Origin of the sequence: Castellaniella ginsengisoli (assembly GCF_040955415.1) — a bacterium.
Classification (GTDB): Bacteria; Pseudomonadota; Gammaproteobacteria; order Burkholderiales; family Burkholderiaceae_B; genus Castellaniella; species Castellaniella ginsengisoli.
The window spans coordinates 2,240,840-2,256,422 of sequence record NZ_CP158257.1 but is presented as its reverse complement, the minus strand read 5'-3'; the positions used below and the strand labels follow the sequence as shown (position 1 = coordinate 2,256,422).

Below are 15,583 nucleotides of genomic sequence, written 5' to 3'. Positions count from 1 at the left end.
GAGTCTTGAAAGTTAATTCCACTTCGTCCAATCCCCTGCTGAACGGGGTGACCGGGGGAACGCGCAGCGAAACGGCCTCCCATGCCGCCTCCGGCTCTGCCGCAAGCGGGCGCACGGCGGTCGACCTCAGCCCGGCCGCCCGTCATCTGGCTGCCCTGAATGGCAGCGGCGACGACATCCAGGCCGAACGCGTCCAGCAAATTCGCGATGCGCTGGCCTCCGGCGAATTGAAGATCGATCCCAGCCGCATCGCCGACGGTCTGCTGGCCAGTGTCCGCGATCTGCTCAAATGAGCCTCCCGGCAGACGATCTGCTGCAGTGCGTGCAGGCTCAATCGGCCCTGTTGGATGAGTTCATCCAGTCTCTGGAGGCCGAGTCCGCCGCGTTGCTGGATGCCCCCACGAATCTTGCCCTGGCCGAACAGGCCCAACGCAAGAACGACTACGCCAAGCGTCTGAAGCACCTGGACCAAAACCGCATCCGCATCCTGGGCGAGCTGGGCCAGACCGACGATGCGGACGGCATCGATGCCGTCTGCGCCGTTCATCCCGAATTGCGCGCGGCATTCGATGCGCTGTTCGAACGGGCCGACCGGGCCAGCCGGCTGAACCGGGACAACGGCCAGATTCTGCGCACGTTCATGGAACACAACCAGCGCGCGCTCGACACCCTGCATTCCCTGGTCAACCAGGATCTGTACGACGCGCGCGGCCGCCTGCCCCGCCGCAGCTAGGCCGAGAGCAATTCCTTCAAGGCAAACAGCTTGAGCAATCCCGCATGGGCATGGCGCGGCGAAAGCCGGTCGGCGCCCAGCATGCGCGCAGCCGCCCGGGCCGCCGGCGCCAGCGCCGGATCCTGCGCAAGGCGCCAGGCCGCCAGCCCCATCTGGGCCGTGAACACGGCGCGGTCCACCAAAGGCTCGCGTCCCGCATCCGCCAGCAACGGCACCGCCTGACGCCAGGCCGCCTGGCATTCCTGGCGCAAGACCAGGGCGCGGGCCATCCGGACCGGGTCGGGATCCACCGCCATGCCGGCGACGGCGAACCAGGCCTTGAGCAAACGCCCGTCCCGCGCATCGACCGCCCTCAGACTGAAGATCCTCACCGGCAAGTCGGGCTCGCCCCGGACACGCAATTCGGCCCGCCCCGTCGTAGCCCACCAGGCCGGCTGTGCGTCTTCCAGGCTCGCAGCCGACAGCAAAGGCCAGAACGCCTGCGCATCCAGCGGCCGATACATCAGGGGCTGGACGGCGGCCGACAGCACGCAAGGCTCGTCGTCCAGATAGACCCGGGCGCGGGGACTGCTGACGGCCAGCCACTGGCATTCATTGGCGCTGAGGGTGCGCATCAAGGCCTGGCTGCCGCCGTCGAACACATGCAGAACCGGTGCGGGCGCATCCCGCCCCTCGGCCTCGATTTGCGACAGCAGCGCGTCGGCGGCCGAGGGGGCCGACAGCCGGGCGCCGGACGGCGTATGCCAGCCATCGGCCAATCCGGCTTGCTGGGCGGCCGCGGCCAAGGGCCTGCCTTGACCATCGAACCAGGCGGCGCCCAGCCAGGCGCCGCGCCGCCCCTGCCAATCCAGAGACTGGCGTGCATGCGCGACCAGGGCAGGCTGAGTGTCGCCGAGGCTGCCATGGGCGACCCGCCGCAGGTGCTCGATGGCCTCGGCGGCCGAAGGCAGCGCGCCCGCCGCCCGGCTGCGCCACAGATCATAGGCCTCGGACAGCACCGAATCCTCATCCTGCAGCGTCACGGCGGTTTGCAATTGATCCAGGCTCAAGACATCGCCGCGCGACGAGCCGGTCAGCAGTTGCGGCAGCAGAATCTGCTGGCGGCGGCGTTCGGCGGCCGCATCGGGGCTGTCGGCCGGCTGCGTCATGGACAGCAGCGCCGCCAGATCGGCCTCGGAAGGCGCATACAGCGTGCGATTGGCCTGCGCCGGAGCCAACGCTCGGTCGGTCAGTTCGGCGGCCGACAGGAACAGCAGGTTTTCCGGAACTTTCTGGCCGTTGGAGACGTAATGGATCGGCAATTTGTAGCGAATCGCGGTATCCAGCGCGGCCCCCAGGCGCGAGGCCTCGTCGATCTTGGAAATAATGCAGCCACGCAAGGGCGTGCCCCCATCGCCGGCATAAGAGCGGGCGACCTCGTCCAGCGTATCGCCATGGCTGACGGCATTGAGCACCAGCAGGCGCTCGACGGCGCGGCCTGCGCTCGCCAGCAAGGCGGCTTGTTCATGGATGTAGCGGTCGCGCTGGCTGATGCCGACATTGTCGATCAGCAGGGTCTGGTCCGGGCGCACGGTCTGCATGACGCGGCGCATCTCGTGGACGTCCTGCACGACATGCACGGGCACTCGCAGCATCTGCCCATAAATCTTGAGCTGTTCGTGCGCGCCGATCCGGTAGGTGTCGGTGGTGACCAGGACCAGGCTGCCCGGCCCGCTGCGGCGCACGCAACGGGCGGCCAGCTTGGCCACCGTGGTGGTCTTGCCCACGCCTGTGGGGCCGACCAGGGCCAGCGCCAGGCCAGGCTGCCAAAGCGCATCCTCGGAGGGCAGCACCGGCAAGTGGCTGACCAGCTCATTGCGCGCCCACTGGAAGGCCGCCCGGTGGGCGAGCTGTTCGGGCATGCGTTTGAGCATGGCGCGCAGCAACGCCGTGCTGAAACCGAAGCGCAACAGGCTCTGGAACAACGTGACCGCCTGAGGGGAACGGCGCAGTTGGCTGCCCCACAGCAATTCATCGATGCGGGTTTCCAAAGAGCCCTTGAGTTCGCCGATGACGCCCATCAGATCGGCTTCGGGCAGGCCCGGATGAGGCCCCGCGGCGGCGGGCGGCGCAGGCCGTGGCGCTGCGGACGGCGCCGGGCGCGCGGGCGCTGCGGCGGGCCCGTCTTCCGGCAGAGAGGTCTGGTCGGTGGCGAGGATCTCTACCCCGCCATTGACCCGCTTGTTGGAGATGATCAGCGCGTCGGGGCCCAACGCGAGGCGTACCTGGCGCATGGCCTCGCGGTTCGTGGCACCGAAAAAACGACTGATGTTCACGCAGCACTCCCGCCGACAACCGCAGTGACCCGAATGATACGCTCTTCAGGGATTTCGGCGCTGGAGAGCACGGCCATGTGCGGCAAATGGTGGCGCAGGAAACGCGACAGCGAAGCCCTCAGGACCGGCGGCACGACCAGCACGGGGGCTTCTCCCCGGTCTTCCTGCCCCTGGACGATGCGCTCGACGTCGCCGAGCAGGTTCTCCGCCAGGCCGGGCTCCAGGGCGCCATTGCCGCCCAGGGCCTGCGTCAGCACGCGCTCCAGGCGCGAGTCCAGGCCGATGACGCGCAATTCAGTTTCGCCCGCGAACCAGTGCTGGACGATGGCCCGGCTCAGCGCCACCCGAACCTGCGCCAGCAATTCGTCCTGACTCGGCCCGGTGCCCGCCGGATTGAGGGCGGCCAGCCGCGGCGCATGCTCCGTGATGGTTTCGAGGATGCTGCGCATGTCGCGGATGGGCACGTCTTCGTCGAGCAGGCTGCGCAGCAGGTTCTGCAACTGCGGCAGGCTGAGGGTCTTGGGCACCAGATCCTCGACCAGTTTGGGCACGTCGCGGGCGATGTGGTCGAGCAGTTGTTGGGTTTCCTGGCGACCGAGCAGGCGCGAGCCGTACCGGTGCATCAGGTGATTCAAGTGCGTGGCGACCACCGTCGCGGTATCGACCACGGTGTACCCGGCGATCTGGGCCTGCTCGCGCAAGGACGAATCGATCCAGAACGCCGGCAGGCCGAAAGCCGGATCTTTGGTCGGCGTGCCCTGGATCGTTTCCGTCACCCCGCCCGGATCGATCGCCAGCCATTGCCCGACCTGGGCCACGCCACGGCCGACCTCGACGCCAAACAGCAGGATGCGGTAATCGGTGGGTTTGATTTCGAGATTGTCGCGAATGTGCACGACCGGCGGCAGAAAGCCCATTTCCTGGGCGAACTTCTTGCGCAGGCTGCGGATGCGGTGCAGCAGTTCGCCGTTCTGCTGGTGATCGACCAGCGAAATCAGACGGTAGCCGACTTCAAGGCCAAGCGGATCCACAGGCGCCACATCGTCCCAACTGGCTTCGGCGGCGGCGGCCACCGCGGCCGCCTGCTCCTGTCCCGGATCGGCGGCGGACGCCAGGAGTTCCTGGCGCTGGCGCTGAAGCACCAGCCATCCCCCCCCGGCGATGAGGGCCGCCAGCATCAGAAAGGCCACGTGCGGCATGTTGGGGATCAGACCCATCAGCGTCAGGATCCCGGCGGTGATGAACATCACGTTGGGGTTCGAGAACAACTGCCCCATCATCTGCTGGCCGACGTCCTGATCGTCGGCCACGCGCGAGACCACCACGCCGGCCGCCGTGGAAATCACCAGAGCGGGGATCTGCGCCACCAGGCCGTCGCCGATGGTCAGCAGGGTGTAGACGGCACCCGCATCGGAAGCCGACATGCCGTGTTGCGCCATGCCGACGATCAGGCCGCCGACGATGTTGATCACCAGGATCAACAGGCCGGCCACGGCGTCTCCGCGCACGAACTTGCTGGCGCCGTCCATGGCGCCGTAGAACTCGGCCTCCTGGGACACTTCGGCGCGCCGCTTGCGGGCTTCGTCCTCGCCGATCAGGCCGGCGTTCAGGTCAGCGTCGATGGCCATCTGCTTGCCGGGCATGGCGTCCAGGGTAAAGCGTGCGCCGACTTCGGCGATGCGGCCCGCACCCTTGGTGATGACGGTGAAGTTGATGATCACCAGAATGATGAACACCACGATCCCGACCGCGAAATTGCCGCCCACCAGGAAGTGGCCGAAGGCCTCGATGACCTGGCCGGCGGCATCCGGCCCCTTGTGGCCGTGCAGCAGCACCACCCGGGTGGAGGCGACGTTCAGCGACAGGCGCAGCAGGGTGGCAAACAGCAGCACGGAAGGAAAGGCGGCGAAATCCAGCGGCTTGCGCGTGAACATGGCCACCAGCAGAATCATCACCGACAAGGAGATGTTGAAAGAAAACAACAAATCCAGGATGAAGGGCGGCAACGGCAGGATCATCATGGCCAAGACCATGAGGATCAGCACGGGCCCGGCCATCAGACGGGCATGCCCGGAGCCGTGGGTCTTGAGAAAATCCAGAAAATTGTTCATGAGGCGAGGGCGGGAGCCGGGTCAGGGCCGTGTTGCGGATCGAGTTCGGGGGGCACGCGCAGGTCCTGTGGCGCCTGCGGCAGTGTACCCGAGCCTGGTTGCCAGTTGCGCACCTGATAGACCCAGGCCAGGACTTCCGCCACAGCGGCGTACAGGGCGGCGGGGATTTCCCGATCGATCTCGACGTGATGGTACAGCGCACGCGCCAGCGGCGGAGCCTCGAGCAACGCGACGCCGTGCTGGGCGGCCAGCTCGCGTATCTGGGCGGCGATCAGACGCGTTCCCTTGGCCACGACCACCGGCGCCCCGCCCTGCCCCTCCTGGTAGCGCAGCGCCACGGCGTAATGGGTCGGGTTGGTGACGACCACGTCGGCCTCGGGCACGGCGCTCATCATGCGCCGCCGCGCCATGGTGCGCTGCTGCTGGCGGATGCGGCCCTTGACGTGGGGATCGCCATCGCTGTCCTTGTGTTCCTGCTTGACGTCGTCCTTGGACATGCGCAATTGCTTGGCATGGTTCCAGAGCTGCCAGGGCACGTCGATCAGCACGATGATGATCAGCGACGAAGCGATCAGCAGGCAGCACAAGGCCACCAGATCCAGCCCGCGCGCCAGGGCCTCGGTGGGCGCCATGTGGGACAGGCCCAGCATGTCGCCGCGGTGGGCCCAGATGACCTTGACGCCGACGAAGCCGATCAGCCCCGCCTTGGCCAAGGTCTTGAGCAATTCGATCAGGGTCTGCATGGCAAACAGGCGCTTGATCCCGGACAAGGGATTGAGCCGGTCGAGCTTGGGCTCCAGCGCCTTGGACGACAGCAGAAACCCCCCCAGCGCCACCGAGGAGAAGATGCCGATCAGCAGCAGCAGCGCCATGAACGGCAGCACGATCAGCAAGCCATGCCAGGCGGAGTCGCCCGCCACATTGAGCATGACCTGCGTGTCTCGCGCGATGCGGGTGTCGAACCACAAACCGTTCAAGAGGATGCCGCGCAGGGTGCGGAACACCGCCTCGCCCCCCAGCCACAGGGCGCCGATGCCCCCCATGAGCGCCATGAAGGTGCCCAGCTCGCGCGAACGCGCAACCTGCCCTTCCTCGCGCGCCTTCTGAAGGCGCCGTGGAGTGGCTGGTTCTGTTTTTTCGAGATCGCTATCCTGGGCCATGCGGTCGATCGTTCGACGACAGTGCAAACAGCCTGGATTGTAGTGTCCAGGTTGTCGGGGCGAAGCACGGATAAAAGCGTATTAGGCGCGGCAATTCAAGGGCTTGCAAGCTGGGCGGCGGCGGGCACCTCGGCCGGGGGGGACACGGCTTGTTCGAACTGCAGATAATCCAGGCCGATCCGCACGGCCCCCCAGCGCGCGCCGTCCAGATCCACGGGCACGGAGACGTCGGTGATGATTTCCCCGGTGTCGCGCATGTAGGTCTGGCACAGCACACCGCCGCGATTGGCGATGGCCCCCCGGCTGATCGCATCATCGAACAGGCGCTTGTCGCGCACATGCAGGGTGTCGTGCGCGATGTCTCCGGTGGGTTGGCCGGCATAGCGGCGATTGTGCGTCGGCGCATAGCCGTTCATGTCCACCAGGATCGCATAATAGCCGTGCGGCACCTGATCCAGCACCGCATCGAGAATGCCCTGCAGGGTTTGATCGATGGCCCGGTCGTACGCCACGTGGTAGCGCGGGGGCTGGCTGCCCGGAATCTGGCGGTAGGCTTTGTCGAACACATCGAGGCCGTCGGCGCGCGCCTGGCGCAGCAGCCCGGCACAACGGTTGCGCAACTGCTCAAGGCACGCCGCGAGGTCGTCGAAGGGCGTGGCGCCGGTGCGCCACGCCGCAAGCATTTCCTGCAGGCTTTCAGTCTGGGTGCGCACGCCGTGCACCTGCTCGCGCATGGACTGCATGCGTTGACGCAGGATCGCGCTGTGGTCGGCGATGAGGCCGATGGATTGGCTCATGTCCTGGTTGGTCTGGTTGACCTGGGCGACATGATCGGCCACGCCATCCAGTTGAGCGCCCACGCGGCCCAGCTCGCGCACCAGGCCATCGAATTGCCCGGCGAAGTCGTCCACAAGGCGATCGGAGACGCGCATATCGGCATGGATGGACTGGCTCTGCTGCTCGGTATCGGACACCAGGCCGAGGATTTCCCCGGTCTGCTGCACGATCTCGCCGGTGGCGGCATTGACGCGTTCGGCCAGCTTGCCGACCTCGCTGGCGACCACCGCAAAGCCCCGGCCGGCCTCGCCGGCGCGTGCCGCTTCCACCCCTGCATTCAGGGCCAGCAGATGAGTCTGGAGAGCGATGTCCTTGATCAGCCGGCTGGTGTCCTCGACCGAACGGGCCCTGCGGCTGAGCTGGGTGATGACTTCGGCAAAGGACTCCATCTGGGTCGCAACCCGGGTCACCCGTTTTTGCAGGTCGGCCAACTGATCCTGCGTGGCGCGCAGGCCGCCCAACTGCTCTCGGAACACCCCGGCGGCGCCCGCCACGATATCGTTGGTCTGTTGCGAAAGGCCGGCGATCTGGGTGCCCTGGGCGGAGAGGCTTTCGGCTTCACGGGCCTGCGCGTCGGCCATGGTTTCGCAAGCCTGGGTGTGCGCCTGCAGACGGGCGGCATTGATGGCAATACGAATGCTGGACTGGCGCATGACGACAAAGCGCTCGCGCAGGGCTCCGAGGAAGCGGCCAATGGGCAAGGCCAGCGGGCTGAGGGTCCAGGCCCGGTCGTTCAAGGTGGCCCGACCGCAGCGCAACTGCCGGATCAGGCGCCCCAGCCCCAAGGTCCTTCCACGCATCTTGGACATAGTGCCTCCTTGTGAAGAAGAAGCCGATACCGGCTGCGAACCTGCGGAGCAGCCTCTTCGCCCGGCCTGCTCATACTGGGTTTCAATTCTTACCTGGAACTTACATTTCCTTCCGATGGCGCGCTATCCAGGGAAAACCCCTGTCAGAAACCCAGGCTGGCCAGCAGGTCGTCGACCTGATCCTGATTGGTGACCACGTCGGCTTTGCCTGCGGCATTGACCACCGGGCCGTTGAGCAGGTTTTTCGTCTCTTCGCGTTTTTCCTGGGGGACGTTGTCGATCAGCACCTGGACCAGTTCGGTTTCGATGGCGCCGATCACGCCCAGCATCTTCATGATCACCTGGCCGGTCAGATCCTGGAAGTCCTGGGCCATGATGATTTCCATCACGTTGTTCTGCGAGGCTTGCGTCTTTTCGGGGACGTCTTTCAGGAAGGCCCGGGTGTCATCGACCAGCGCGCGGGCCTGGTCCAGTTCGACCGGATGGTCGAACCAATCCTGCCAGCGGGCATCCAGGGATTTGGCGTCGCGCTGCATCGAATCCTGCCAAGGCTGGATCTGCTCGGCCGCGTTGAGCACCCGGTTGGCGGCCTGCTCGGTCATCTGGGCCACGTAATGCAAGCGGTCGCGCGCGTCGGGAATGGCGTGGGCGGCGTCCTTGATGGCCTGATCCAGGCCCAGCTCGCGCATGCTCGCGCGCAGGGTGCGGGTCAACTGCGCGATGCGGTGGATGAGGTCCACGGAGGGTTCCACGAAATCCTGCTGCCCGGAAGTTTGATCCGTCGTCATGATGCGCCTCCGGTCAGAGTTTTTCGAAGATTTTGTTCAGCTTTTCTTCCAGGGTAGCTGCTGTGAAAGGTTTGACCACATAGCCATTGGCGCCGGCCTGCGCCGCCGCAATGATGTTTTCCTTCTTGGCTTCGGCGGTGACCATCAGCACGGGCAGGCTGGACAGATTGGGGTCGGCGCGGATGTTCTGCAGCATGGTCAGCCCGTCCATGTTGGGCATGTTCCAGTCGGACACCACGAACTCGAAACCGCCGTTGCGGAGTTTTTCCAGCGCCTGGGCGCCATCTTCAGCTTCGTCGACGTTCTCGAACCCCAAATCCTTGAGCAGGTTCTTGACAATCCTGCGCATGGTGGGGAAGTCGTCAACGACCAGGATTTTTATCGTTTTCTGTACCACGGATCACTCTCCAATCAATAAAAAAGCAGGGTGTTCGGGCACCCGGTGCTCCTGTTCAAATCCTTCAAACCCGGTGCCCGAAAGAACCCGCGCTTTTCAGGATGCGTTCGCTGAGATCGTCCAGCGCGACGGCCTCTTCGGCGGCGCCGATCAGCAGGGCCTCGCGCGGCATGCCGAAGACGATGCAACTGGCTTCGTCCTGGGCGAATGTGCGCGCGCCCGCCTGGCGCATGGCCAGCAACCCCTGGGCACCGTCCTTGCCCATGCCGGTCAGGATGACGCCGATGGCGTTCTTGCCCGCGACCTGGGCGGCCGAATGGAACAGCACATCCACGGAGGGCCGATGGCGGTTCACGGGGTCGCTGTATTCGAGCTTGACCACATAGTTGGCTCCGGAGCGGGCAAGCTTCATGTGGGCCACGCCGCCCGGCGCCAGATACACATGACCGGGCAGAACCCGCTGGCCATCCTCGGCCTCGTGGACCTGCACGGCGCACAGGCTGTCCAGACGCTGCACGAAGGACTTGGTGAAGCCAGCGGGCATGTGCTGGGTGATCATGATGGCCGGGCTGTTGGCAGGCAAGGGCTCAAGCACGTGGCGGATCGCCTCGGTCCCCCCCGTGGAGGAACCTATCATGACCAATTTCTCGGTGGTGGAGAACGTGCCCGACAGGCGCGGGCGGGCAGCCTCGCCGCCAGGCTGGGCCGCGCGCGGCCGCAACCGGGCATGCGCGGCGGCGCGGATCTTGTCGGCAATCATGTCGCCGTAATCCAGCAAACCGTCGCGCAGGCCAAGCTTGGGCTTGGTCACGAAATCGACCGCGCCGAGTTCCAGCGCCCGGATGGTGACTTCGGAGTTGCGCTCGGTCAGCGAGGACACCATCACCACCGGCATGGGCCTCAGGCGCATCAGACGCTCGAGGAAATCCAGGCCGTCCATGCGAGGCATTTCGACGTCCAGGGTCAGCACGTCGGGATTGTGCTGCTTGATGAGCTCGCGCGCGATGAGCGGATCGGGCGCGGTCGCCACGACTTCCAGATCGGGGTGGGCGTTGATGATTTCCGTCATCAGACTGCGCACCAGGGCGGAATCATCGACGCACAGCACGCGGATTTTCTTGTTGACAGCCATTTTCTACAGTTTCCCGCGGATCACGCGACGGAATAGACCGTTTGCCCCTGAAGGCGCAGGGACTTGGTCAGATAAGTGAAGTTTTCCGAATGGCCAGCAAACATCAGGCCGCCCGGCTTGAGCAAAGGGACGAAGCGTTCCAGTATCCGCGTCTGGGTCGGCTTGTCGAAATAGATCATGGTGTTGCGGCAGAAGATCGCATCGAATTTCTGGTTGATCGGCCAGTTGGGCGACACCAGATTGAGCTCCTCGAATGTCACCAGATTGCGGATCATGGGCTTGACCATGGCCATGCCGGCCTGGCGCCCCGCCCCGCGCAGGAAATAGCGCCGCAGGAACTCGGGCGGTACGGGCTTGATGCGGTCCAGGGTATACACACCCTTGCGCGCCTGGGCCAGGGCCTGGGTATCGATATCCGTGGCCAGCACCGACAGGCCGGTATCGGATTGGCCACAGGCATCATGCAGCGTCATGGCCAGCGTGTAGGGTTCCTCGCCGGTGGACGACGCACAGCACCAGACGGAGATCGGCTTGCGGCGGGTGCGCACGAAATCGGCCAGGATGCGGAAATGGTGCTGCTCGCGAAAAAATGCCGTGTGGTTGATCGTGAAGGCGCTGATGAAGCGATCCCACTCGTCGGACTGGGGATTTTGCTCCAGGTGATCCAGATAACCGCGCACCGATGCGGAGCCCGCATGATGGGCCCGCAGGCTCAGGGTGCGGGCGGCCATGTCCCTTTTATGGTCGCCCAGGATGATTCCCGCCCGCCGGTGCAGGATTTGAGTCGCTCGCGACAGATCCGCCGCATCGGCCTTGGGCAAGGCAGGCTGCGTGAAAAAAGAGGCGGAAGGCGCATCATGAATCATGGCGGATGTCGAGGAGAAGGGACCGGGGTCAGGCCTGTTCCAGCGCCAGAGCCGGTTGCCCGGCGCGCGGAGTATAGCCCAATTGCCCGCCTTGAACATCGATCACGGCGCCGCTTTCCTGGAGGCGGAAGGCGGCGACGGCCATGCTGAGCTGCTCGGCCTGGTCCTGAAGGGATCCGGCCGCGCTGGCCGCTTCCTGGACCAGGGCGGCGTTCTGCTGCACCACGTTGTCCATGTCGTTGACGGCGGCGTTGATCTGATTGATGCCCTCAGCCTGCTCGCGGGAAGCCGACGAGATCTCGCTCATGATGGCCGTGACGCCCTGTACCGACTGGACGATTTCGTTCATGATCCGCCCGGCATCCTGAACGCGGCTGGAGCCTTCGCGCACCCGCACGACGGAATCGTCGATCAGGCCCTTGATTTCTTTGGCGGCTTGCGCACTGCGCTGAGCCAAGGACCGGACCTCGCCGGCCACGACAGCGAACCCCTTGCCTTGCTCGCCGGCGCGCGCGGCCTCGACCGCCGCGTTCAATGCCAGGATATTGGTCTGGAAGGCGATGCCATCGATCACGCTGACGATCTCGGCAATCTTGCCCGAGCTTTGGGTGATGCCGTCCATGGTCTCGGCCACACTGTTGACGGCGGCCCCGCCGCGCTGGGCCACGCCCGCCGCCGTCTTGGCAAGTGCATCGGCCTGGGCGGCGTTGTCGGAATTCTGGCGCACCGTGCTGGCGAGTTCCTCCATGCTGGCGGCCGTCTGCTGCAACGAGGCCGCCTGTTGCTCGGTGCGGCTACTCAGGTCGGTATTGCCGGCGAAAATCTCCTGGGACCCAAGACGGATCTCGCCCACGCCATTGCGCACGGTGGCCACCATGCGCACCAGGCTTTCCTGCATGCGCTGCATCGCAAGGTACAGAACACCGATCTCGTTGCGCGAGGGCACCTGGATGGTTTCGGTGAGATCGCCGGCTGCGATCCGGTCGAAATGCCGCCCGGCCTGGCGCAACGGCCGCAGCACCACGCGCTGCAAAAAAAGGTAGGCCGCGATGGCGAACAGCAGCGCCACCCCCATGGATACGCTCACGATGAGGATCACCAGGCGCAGATGGGAGGCCTCCTCGGCCAGGGACTGGCGCGTGTGCGCGTGCTGGCCCTGCTTGAGCGCCTCGGCGGCCTGCTCGAACCGGCTCTCGGCCGGGGCGACATTCTCGGACTGCAGTTTTTCATACTGCTCGATCTGACCGGCCTTGAGTTGCTCCAGGACGGGCGGCAATTCCTTGTCCAGCAGTTGGGTATAGGCCTGGACGATCTGCTCGACCTGCTGCGCCTGCTGGGGCTGGGTCAGGTGCGCCTGGGCGGCGACGCGAAAGCGCTCGAAGACCTCATGCGCCTGGGCCAGGCTGGTCTCCGCCTGGGCGATCTTCGCCTTGGTGCTGTCGCTGAGCGCTCCCGTGCCGCCCGACTGGCCTTCCGACGCCCATTCGGCCAGGATGGCGCTGTTGGCCAGGTCGCTGTTGATGACAATGCTGCTCAAGGTCCGGCCCATCAGCACCTGAACCTCGCGATAGCGGCTGACAGCCTCATCGAACAGGCTGATGGCTTCATCGTCGGCGGCGATTTCCCGCAGCGCATCGTTGTTCATCTTCAGGGAGAGCACACCCAGCAGCGCTCCCGAGATCAGCATGAAAAAGAAAAAGACCAGCACCAGGATTAGACTGGTGCGGACCTTGAGCGCGCCGATAAGCGATTTTCTGCCTGTTTGCATACGTTCAATAACCAGGTGTATGAGGCTGCTGCCGGAGGGTTGAAACTGGACGCGGCCCGCTCAAGCGACTGCGTCCTCGACCAGCGACATTTCTTCGCTGGTCATGAGTTTTTCGATATCCACCAGAATCAGCATGCGCTCACCCACGGTGCCGATGCCGGTCAAGTGCTCGGTGGAGAATGCGGAGCCGAACTGCGGAGCCGCACTGATCTGCGAAGGCTGCAGGATCAACACATCGGATACGCCGTCGACCACCACGCCCACAACCCGGGAACGGACGTTGAGGATCACCACCACGGTCTGAGAGGTGTATTCCACATTGTCCATGTTGAATTTCAGGCGCAGGTCGACGATCGGCACGATCACGCCGCGCAGATTGGTGACGCCCTTGATGAAGGACGGCACATTGGCGATCCGGGTGACGGTCTGGCTATCGTAGCCCCGGATTTCCTGCACTTTTAGAATGTCGATCCCATATTCCTGATTGGCCAGAGTGAAAACCAGGAATTCCTTGCCCTGGGACTCGCCCTGTTCCTGCTGGGGGTTGGCTTGGCTCATGATGGCTCCGAGAGTGGGAATTGAGGGTCAGGCGGCCGCGCCCGCCCGCAACGAAGAAGTGCGCCGCAGGGCGAACACATCGACGATCAGGGCTACGCTGCCATCGCCTAGAATCGTGGCGGCCGAGATGCCCGGCACTTTGCGGTAGTTGGTTTCGAGATTTTTCACCACGACCTGATGCTGGCCGAGCAGGTGATCCACCATCAGGGCAAAGCGTTGGTCCTCGGCCTGGAGGATGACGGCGATGGCGCGGGTCAGATCGGTCTCGGCCTGGCCCACATTGAAGACCTCGTGCAGCGCGACGATCGGCAGATACTCGCCCCGCACATGCAGGACCTGCTCGGTCTCGGAAATGCGGTGGATCTGATCCTCTGTGGCCTGCATGGATTCGGTGACGTGGGACAGCGGCAAGATGAACGTCTCTTCGCCGACTTTCACCGACATGCCGTCCAGGATGGCCAGCGTCAAAGGCAACACGATGCGGGTGGTGGTGCCTTCGCCCTTGCGCGAAGACAGTTGCACATGCCCGCCCATGGCTTGGATATTGCGCCGCACCACGTCCATGCCGACACCGCGCCCTGAAATGTCGGTGACTTTGTCGGCCGTGGAGAAGCCCGGGGCGAAGATCAACTGCCAGAGTTCGTCGTCCGGAGTGGCCTCCGAGACCGGGAAGCCCGAGGCAATGGCTTTTTTCAGGATCCGCTCGCGGTTCAGGCCGGCGCCGTCGTCGATCACGTCGATGATGATCTGCCCGCCATTGTGCTGGGCCGACAGGATCAGCGTGCCCTCTGGATCCTTGCCCTGGGCAATGCGGGCATCCGGCGTTTCCAGCCCATGATCCAGACTGTTGCGCACCAGGTGGGTCAGCGGATCGATGATGCGCTCGATCAGGCTCTTGTCGAGCTCGGTCGCCTGGCCCTTGGTGACCAGCCGGATGCGCTTGCCCAATTTGGTGGCGTTTTCCCGGACCACGCGGGGGAAGCGGCTGAAGACGTAATCCATGGGCATCATGCGAATGGACATCACGGCCTCCTGGAGGTCGCGGGCATTGCGGTCCAGTTGCTCGATCCCGTTGAGCAGGCGGTCGTGCAGCACCGGATCCAGCGTCTGGGACGTCTGCAGCAACATGGCCTGCGTGATGACGAGTTCGCCCACCAGGTTGATGATCTGGTCGACTTTTTCGACCCCCACGCGGATGGTGCCGCTTTCTTTGGGCTTGGCCGCCTTGGGACTGCCGCCGGGCTTGCCGGCGGTTTCCGCAACGGTTTCCCGCGCGCTGGCCGGTTCCGGCGCATCCTGGACGGGCGCAGGGGCCTCGACAGCCAAAGCGGGCCCAGGCACGGCGGAAGCCTCGGCAGCCGGGGCGGGCGCGGACGCGGCGCCCGGCACGGCTTCGTGCGTCACGGAGACTTGATCCGCATTGACGATGAAGCAGCACACCGCTTCGAGGTCGGCCGCCGGGGTGGTGGTCCGCAACCACAGCGACAGGTCGCCGCCGCTCTGGTCCCGATGCAGGATCTGGCCCATGAGCGCCATCTCGTTGATCAGAGATTCGACGTCTTTTTCCTGGATGCGATTGATCCTGACCCGCACGGGCAGCTCGCCCGACGCGGCGGCAGGCGCAGGCGCCGCCGCGGGGACAGGCGCGGGAGGAGCCGCAGAGGGGGCCGCGGGCGTGGCGGCAGGCGCCCCGGCGCCTTGCTCGTGTTCGAGGGCAAGTTGGCGCAACTGGGCGCAGATGCGCTCGTAGACCTGCTGATCAGGCTTCCCCGAACCGCGATAGGCGGCGACTTGGTCGGTCAACACGTCCTTGGTCTCCAGAAAGAGGTCGATCATGTCCTGGCGCAGGGGCATTTCCCCGTGACGGATCAGGTCCAGGAGGTTTTCCAGCAAATGGGTGGTCTTGGCCAGCTCTTCAAAGCAGCCGAAGGTGCCCGCCCCGCCTTTGATGGAGTGCGCGGCCCGGAAGATGCCGTTGAGCACGTCCGGATCCGGCTGCTCCAGATCGAGGTTGAGCAACTGCTGCTCCATATTGGTGAGCAGCTCGTCGGCCTCGTCGAAGAACGTGTCGAAAAATTCACTCAGGTCCACGCCTGCACTCATGATCGA

General features: G+C 65.0%; 13 protein-coding genes. 2 read left to right on the top strand and 11 right to left on the bottom strand.

Annotated features, from left to right (window positions below):
* The first annotated feature begins 5 nt into the window (after positions 1–5).
* Positions 6–293: a flagellar biosynthesis anti-sigma factor FlgM gene (flgM, locus tag ABRZ00_RS10660; protein ID WP_368639273.1), complete on the top strand. Its 288-nt coding sequence runs from the start codon at positions 6–8 to the stop codon at positions 291–293.
* On the top strand, positions 290–733 hold the full coding sequence (locus ABRZ00_RS10655) for a flagella synthesis protein FlgN (RefSeq protein ID WP_368642037.1): 444 nt from the start codon (positions 290–292) through the stop codon (positions 731–733). Before flgM ends, ABRZ00_RS10655 begins: the two co-directional genes overlap by 4 nt.
* Here the strand turns inward: ABRZ00_RS10655 and flhF are convergent.
* The 11 genes from flhF to cheA all read right to left on the bottom strand — a co-directional run bounded on the left by flhF (position 730) and on the right by cheA (position 15,577).
* Complete coding sequence (flhF, locus tag ABRZ00_RS10650; RefSeq protein WP_368642038.1) at positions 730–3,048, bottom strand: flagellar biosynthesis protein FlhF; 2,319 nt, start codon at positions 3,046–3,048, stop codon at positions 730–732. The two genes, ABRZ00_RS10655 and flhF, sit on opposite strands and share 4 nt — an antisense overlap.
* Complete coding sequence (gene flhA / locus ABRZ00_RS10645; RefSeq protein WP_368642039.1) at positions 3,045–5,159, bottom strand: flagellar biosynthesis protein FlhA; 2,115 nt, start codon at positions 5,157–5,159, stop codon at positions 3,045–3,047. Before flhA ends, flhF begins: the two co-directional genes overlap by 4 nt.
* A complete protein-coding gene (flhB, locus tag ABRZ00_RS10640) occupies positions 5,156–6,319 on the bottom strand; it encodes a flagellar biosynthesis protein FlhB (RefSeq protein WP_343839086.1) in 1,164 nt (387 codons plus the stop codon). Before flhB ends, flhA begins: the two co-directional genes overlap by 4 nt.
* 95 nt (positions 6,320–6,414) lie before the next feature.
* Positions 6,415–7,965 (bottom strand): methyl-accepting chemotaxis protein, encoded by a 1,551-nt coding sequence (locus tag ABRZ00_RS10635; protein ID WP_368642040.1) that lies wholly within the window; start codon positions 7,963–7,965, stop codon positions 6,415–6,417.
* Between the two features lie 143 nt (positions 7,966–8,108).
* Positions 8,109–8,753, bottom strand: coding sequence for a protein phosphatase CheZ (gene cheZ / locus ABRZ00_RS10630; protein WP_368642041.1), 645 nt, complete (start codon positions 8,751–8,753; stop codon positions 8,109–8,111).
* 13 nt (positions 8,754–8,766) lie between these two features.
* Complete coding sequence (gene cheY, locus ABRZ00_RS10625; protein ID WP_343839080.1) at positions 8,767–9,150, bottom strand: chemotaxis response regulator CheY; 384 nt, start codon at positions 9,148–9,150, stop codon at positions 8,767–8,769.
* 64 nt (positions 9,151–9,214) lie between these two features.
* Complete coding sequence (locus ABRZ00_RS10620; RefSeq protein WP_343839078.1) at positions 9,215–10,282, bottom strand: chemotaxis response regulator protein-glutamate methylesterase; 1,068 nt, start codon at positions 10,280–10,282, stop codon at positions 9,215–9,217.
* A gap of 20 nt (positions 10,283–10,302) precedes the next feature.
* A complete protein-coding gene (locus ABRZ00_RS10615) occupies positions 10,303–11,148 on the bottom strand; it encodes a CheR family methyltransferase (RefSeq protein WP_368642042.1) in 846 nt (281 codons plus the stop codon).
* 28 nt (positions 11,149–11,176) lie between these two features.
* On the bottom strand, positions 11,177–12,916 hold the full coding sequence (locus ABRZ00_RS10610) for a methyl-accepting chemotaxis protein (protein ID WP_368642043.1): 1,740 nt from the start codon (positions 12,914–12,916) through the stop codon (positions 11,177–11,179).
* A 60-nt stretch (positions 12,917–12,976) separates the two neighbouring features.
* Positions 12,977–13,474 carry a chemotaxis protein CheW gene (locus ABRZ00_RS10605; protein ID WP_343839072.1) on the bottom strand — a complete coding sequence of 166 codons (498 nt, stop codon included), beginning with the start codon at positions 13,472–13,474 and terminating at the stop codon, positions 12,977–12,979.
* A gap of 27 nt (positions 13,475–13,501) precedes the next feature.
* Complete coding sequence (gene cheA, locus ABRZ00_RS10600; RefSeq protein ID WP_368642044.1) at positions 13,502–15,577, bottom strand: chemotaxis protein CheA; 2,076 nt, start codon at positions 15,575–15,577, stop codon at positions 13,502–13,504.
* Between the last annotated feature and the right edge of the window lie 6 nt (positions 15,578–15,583).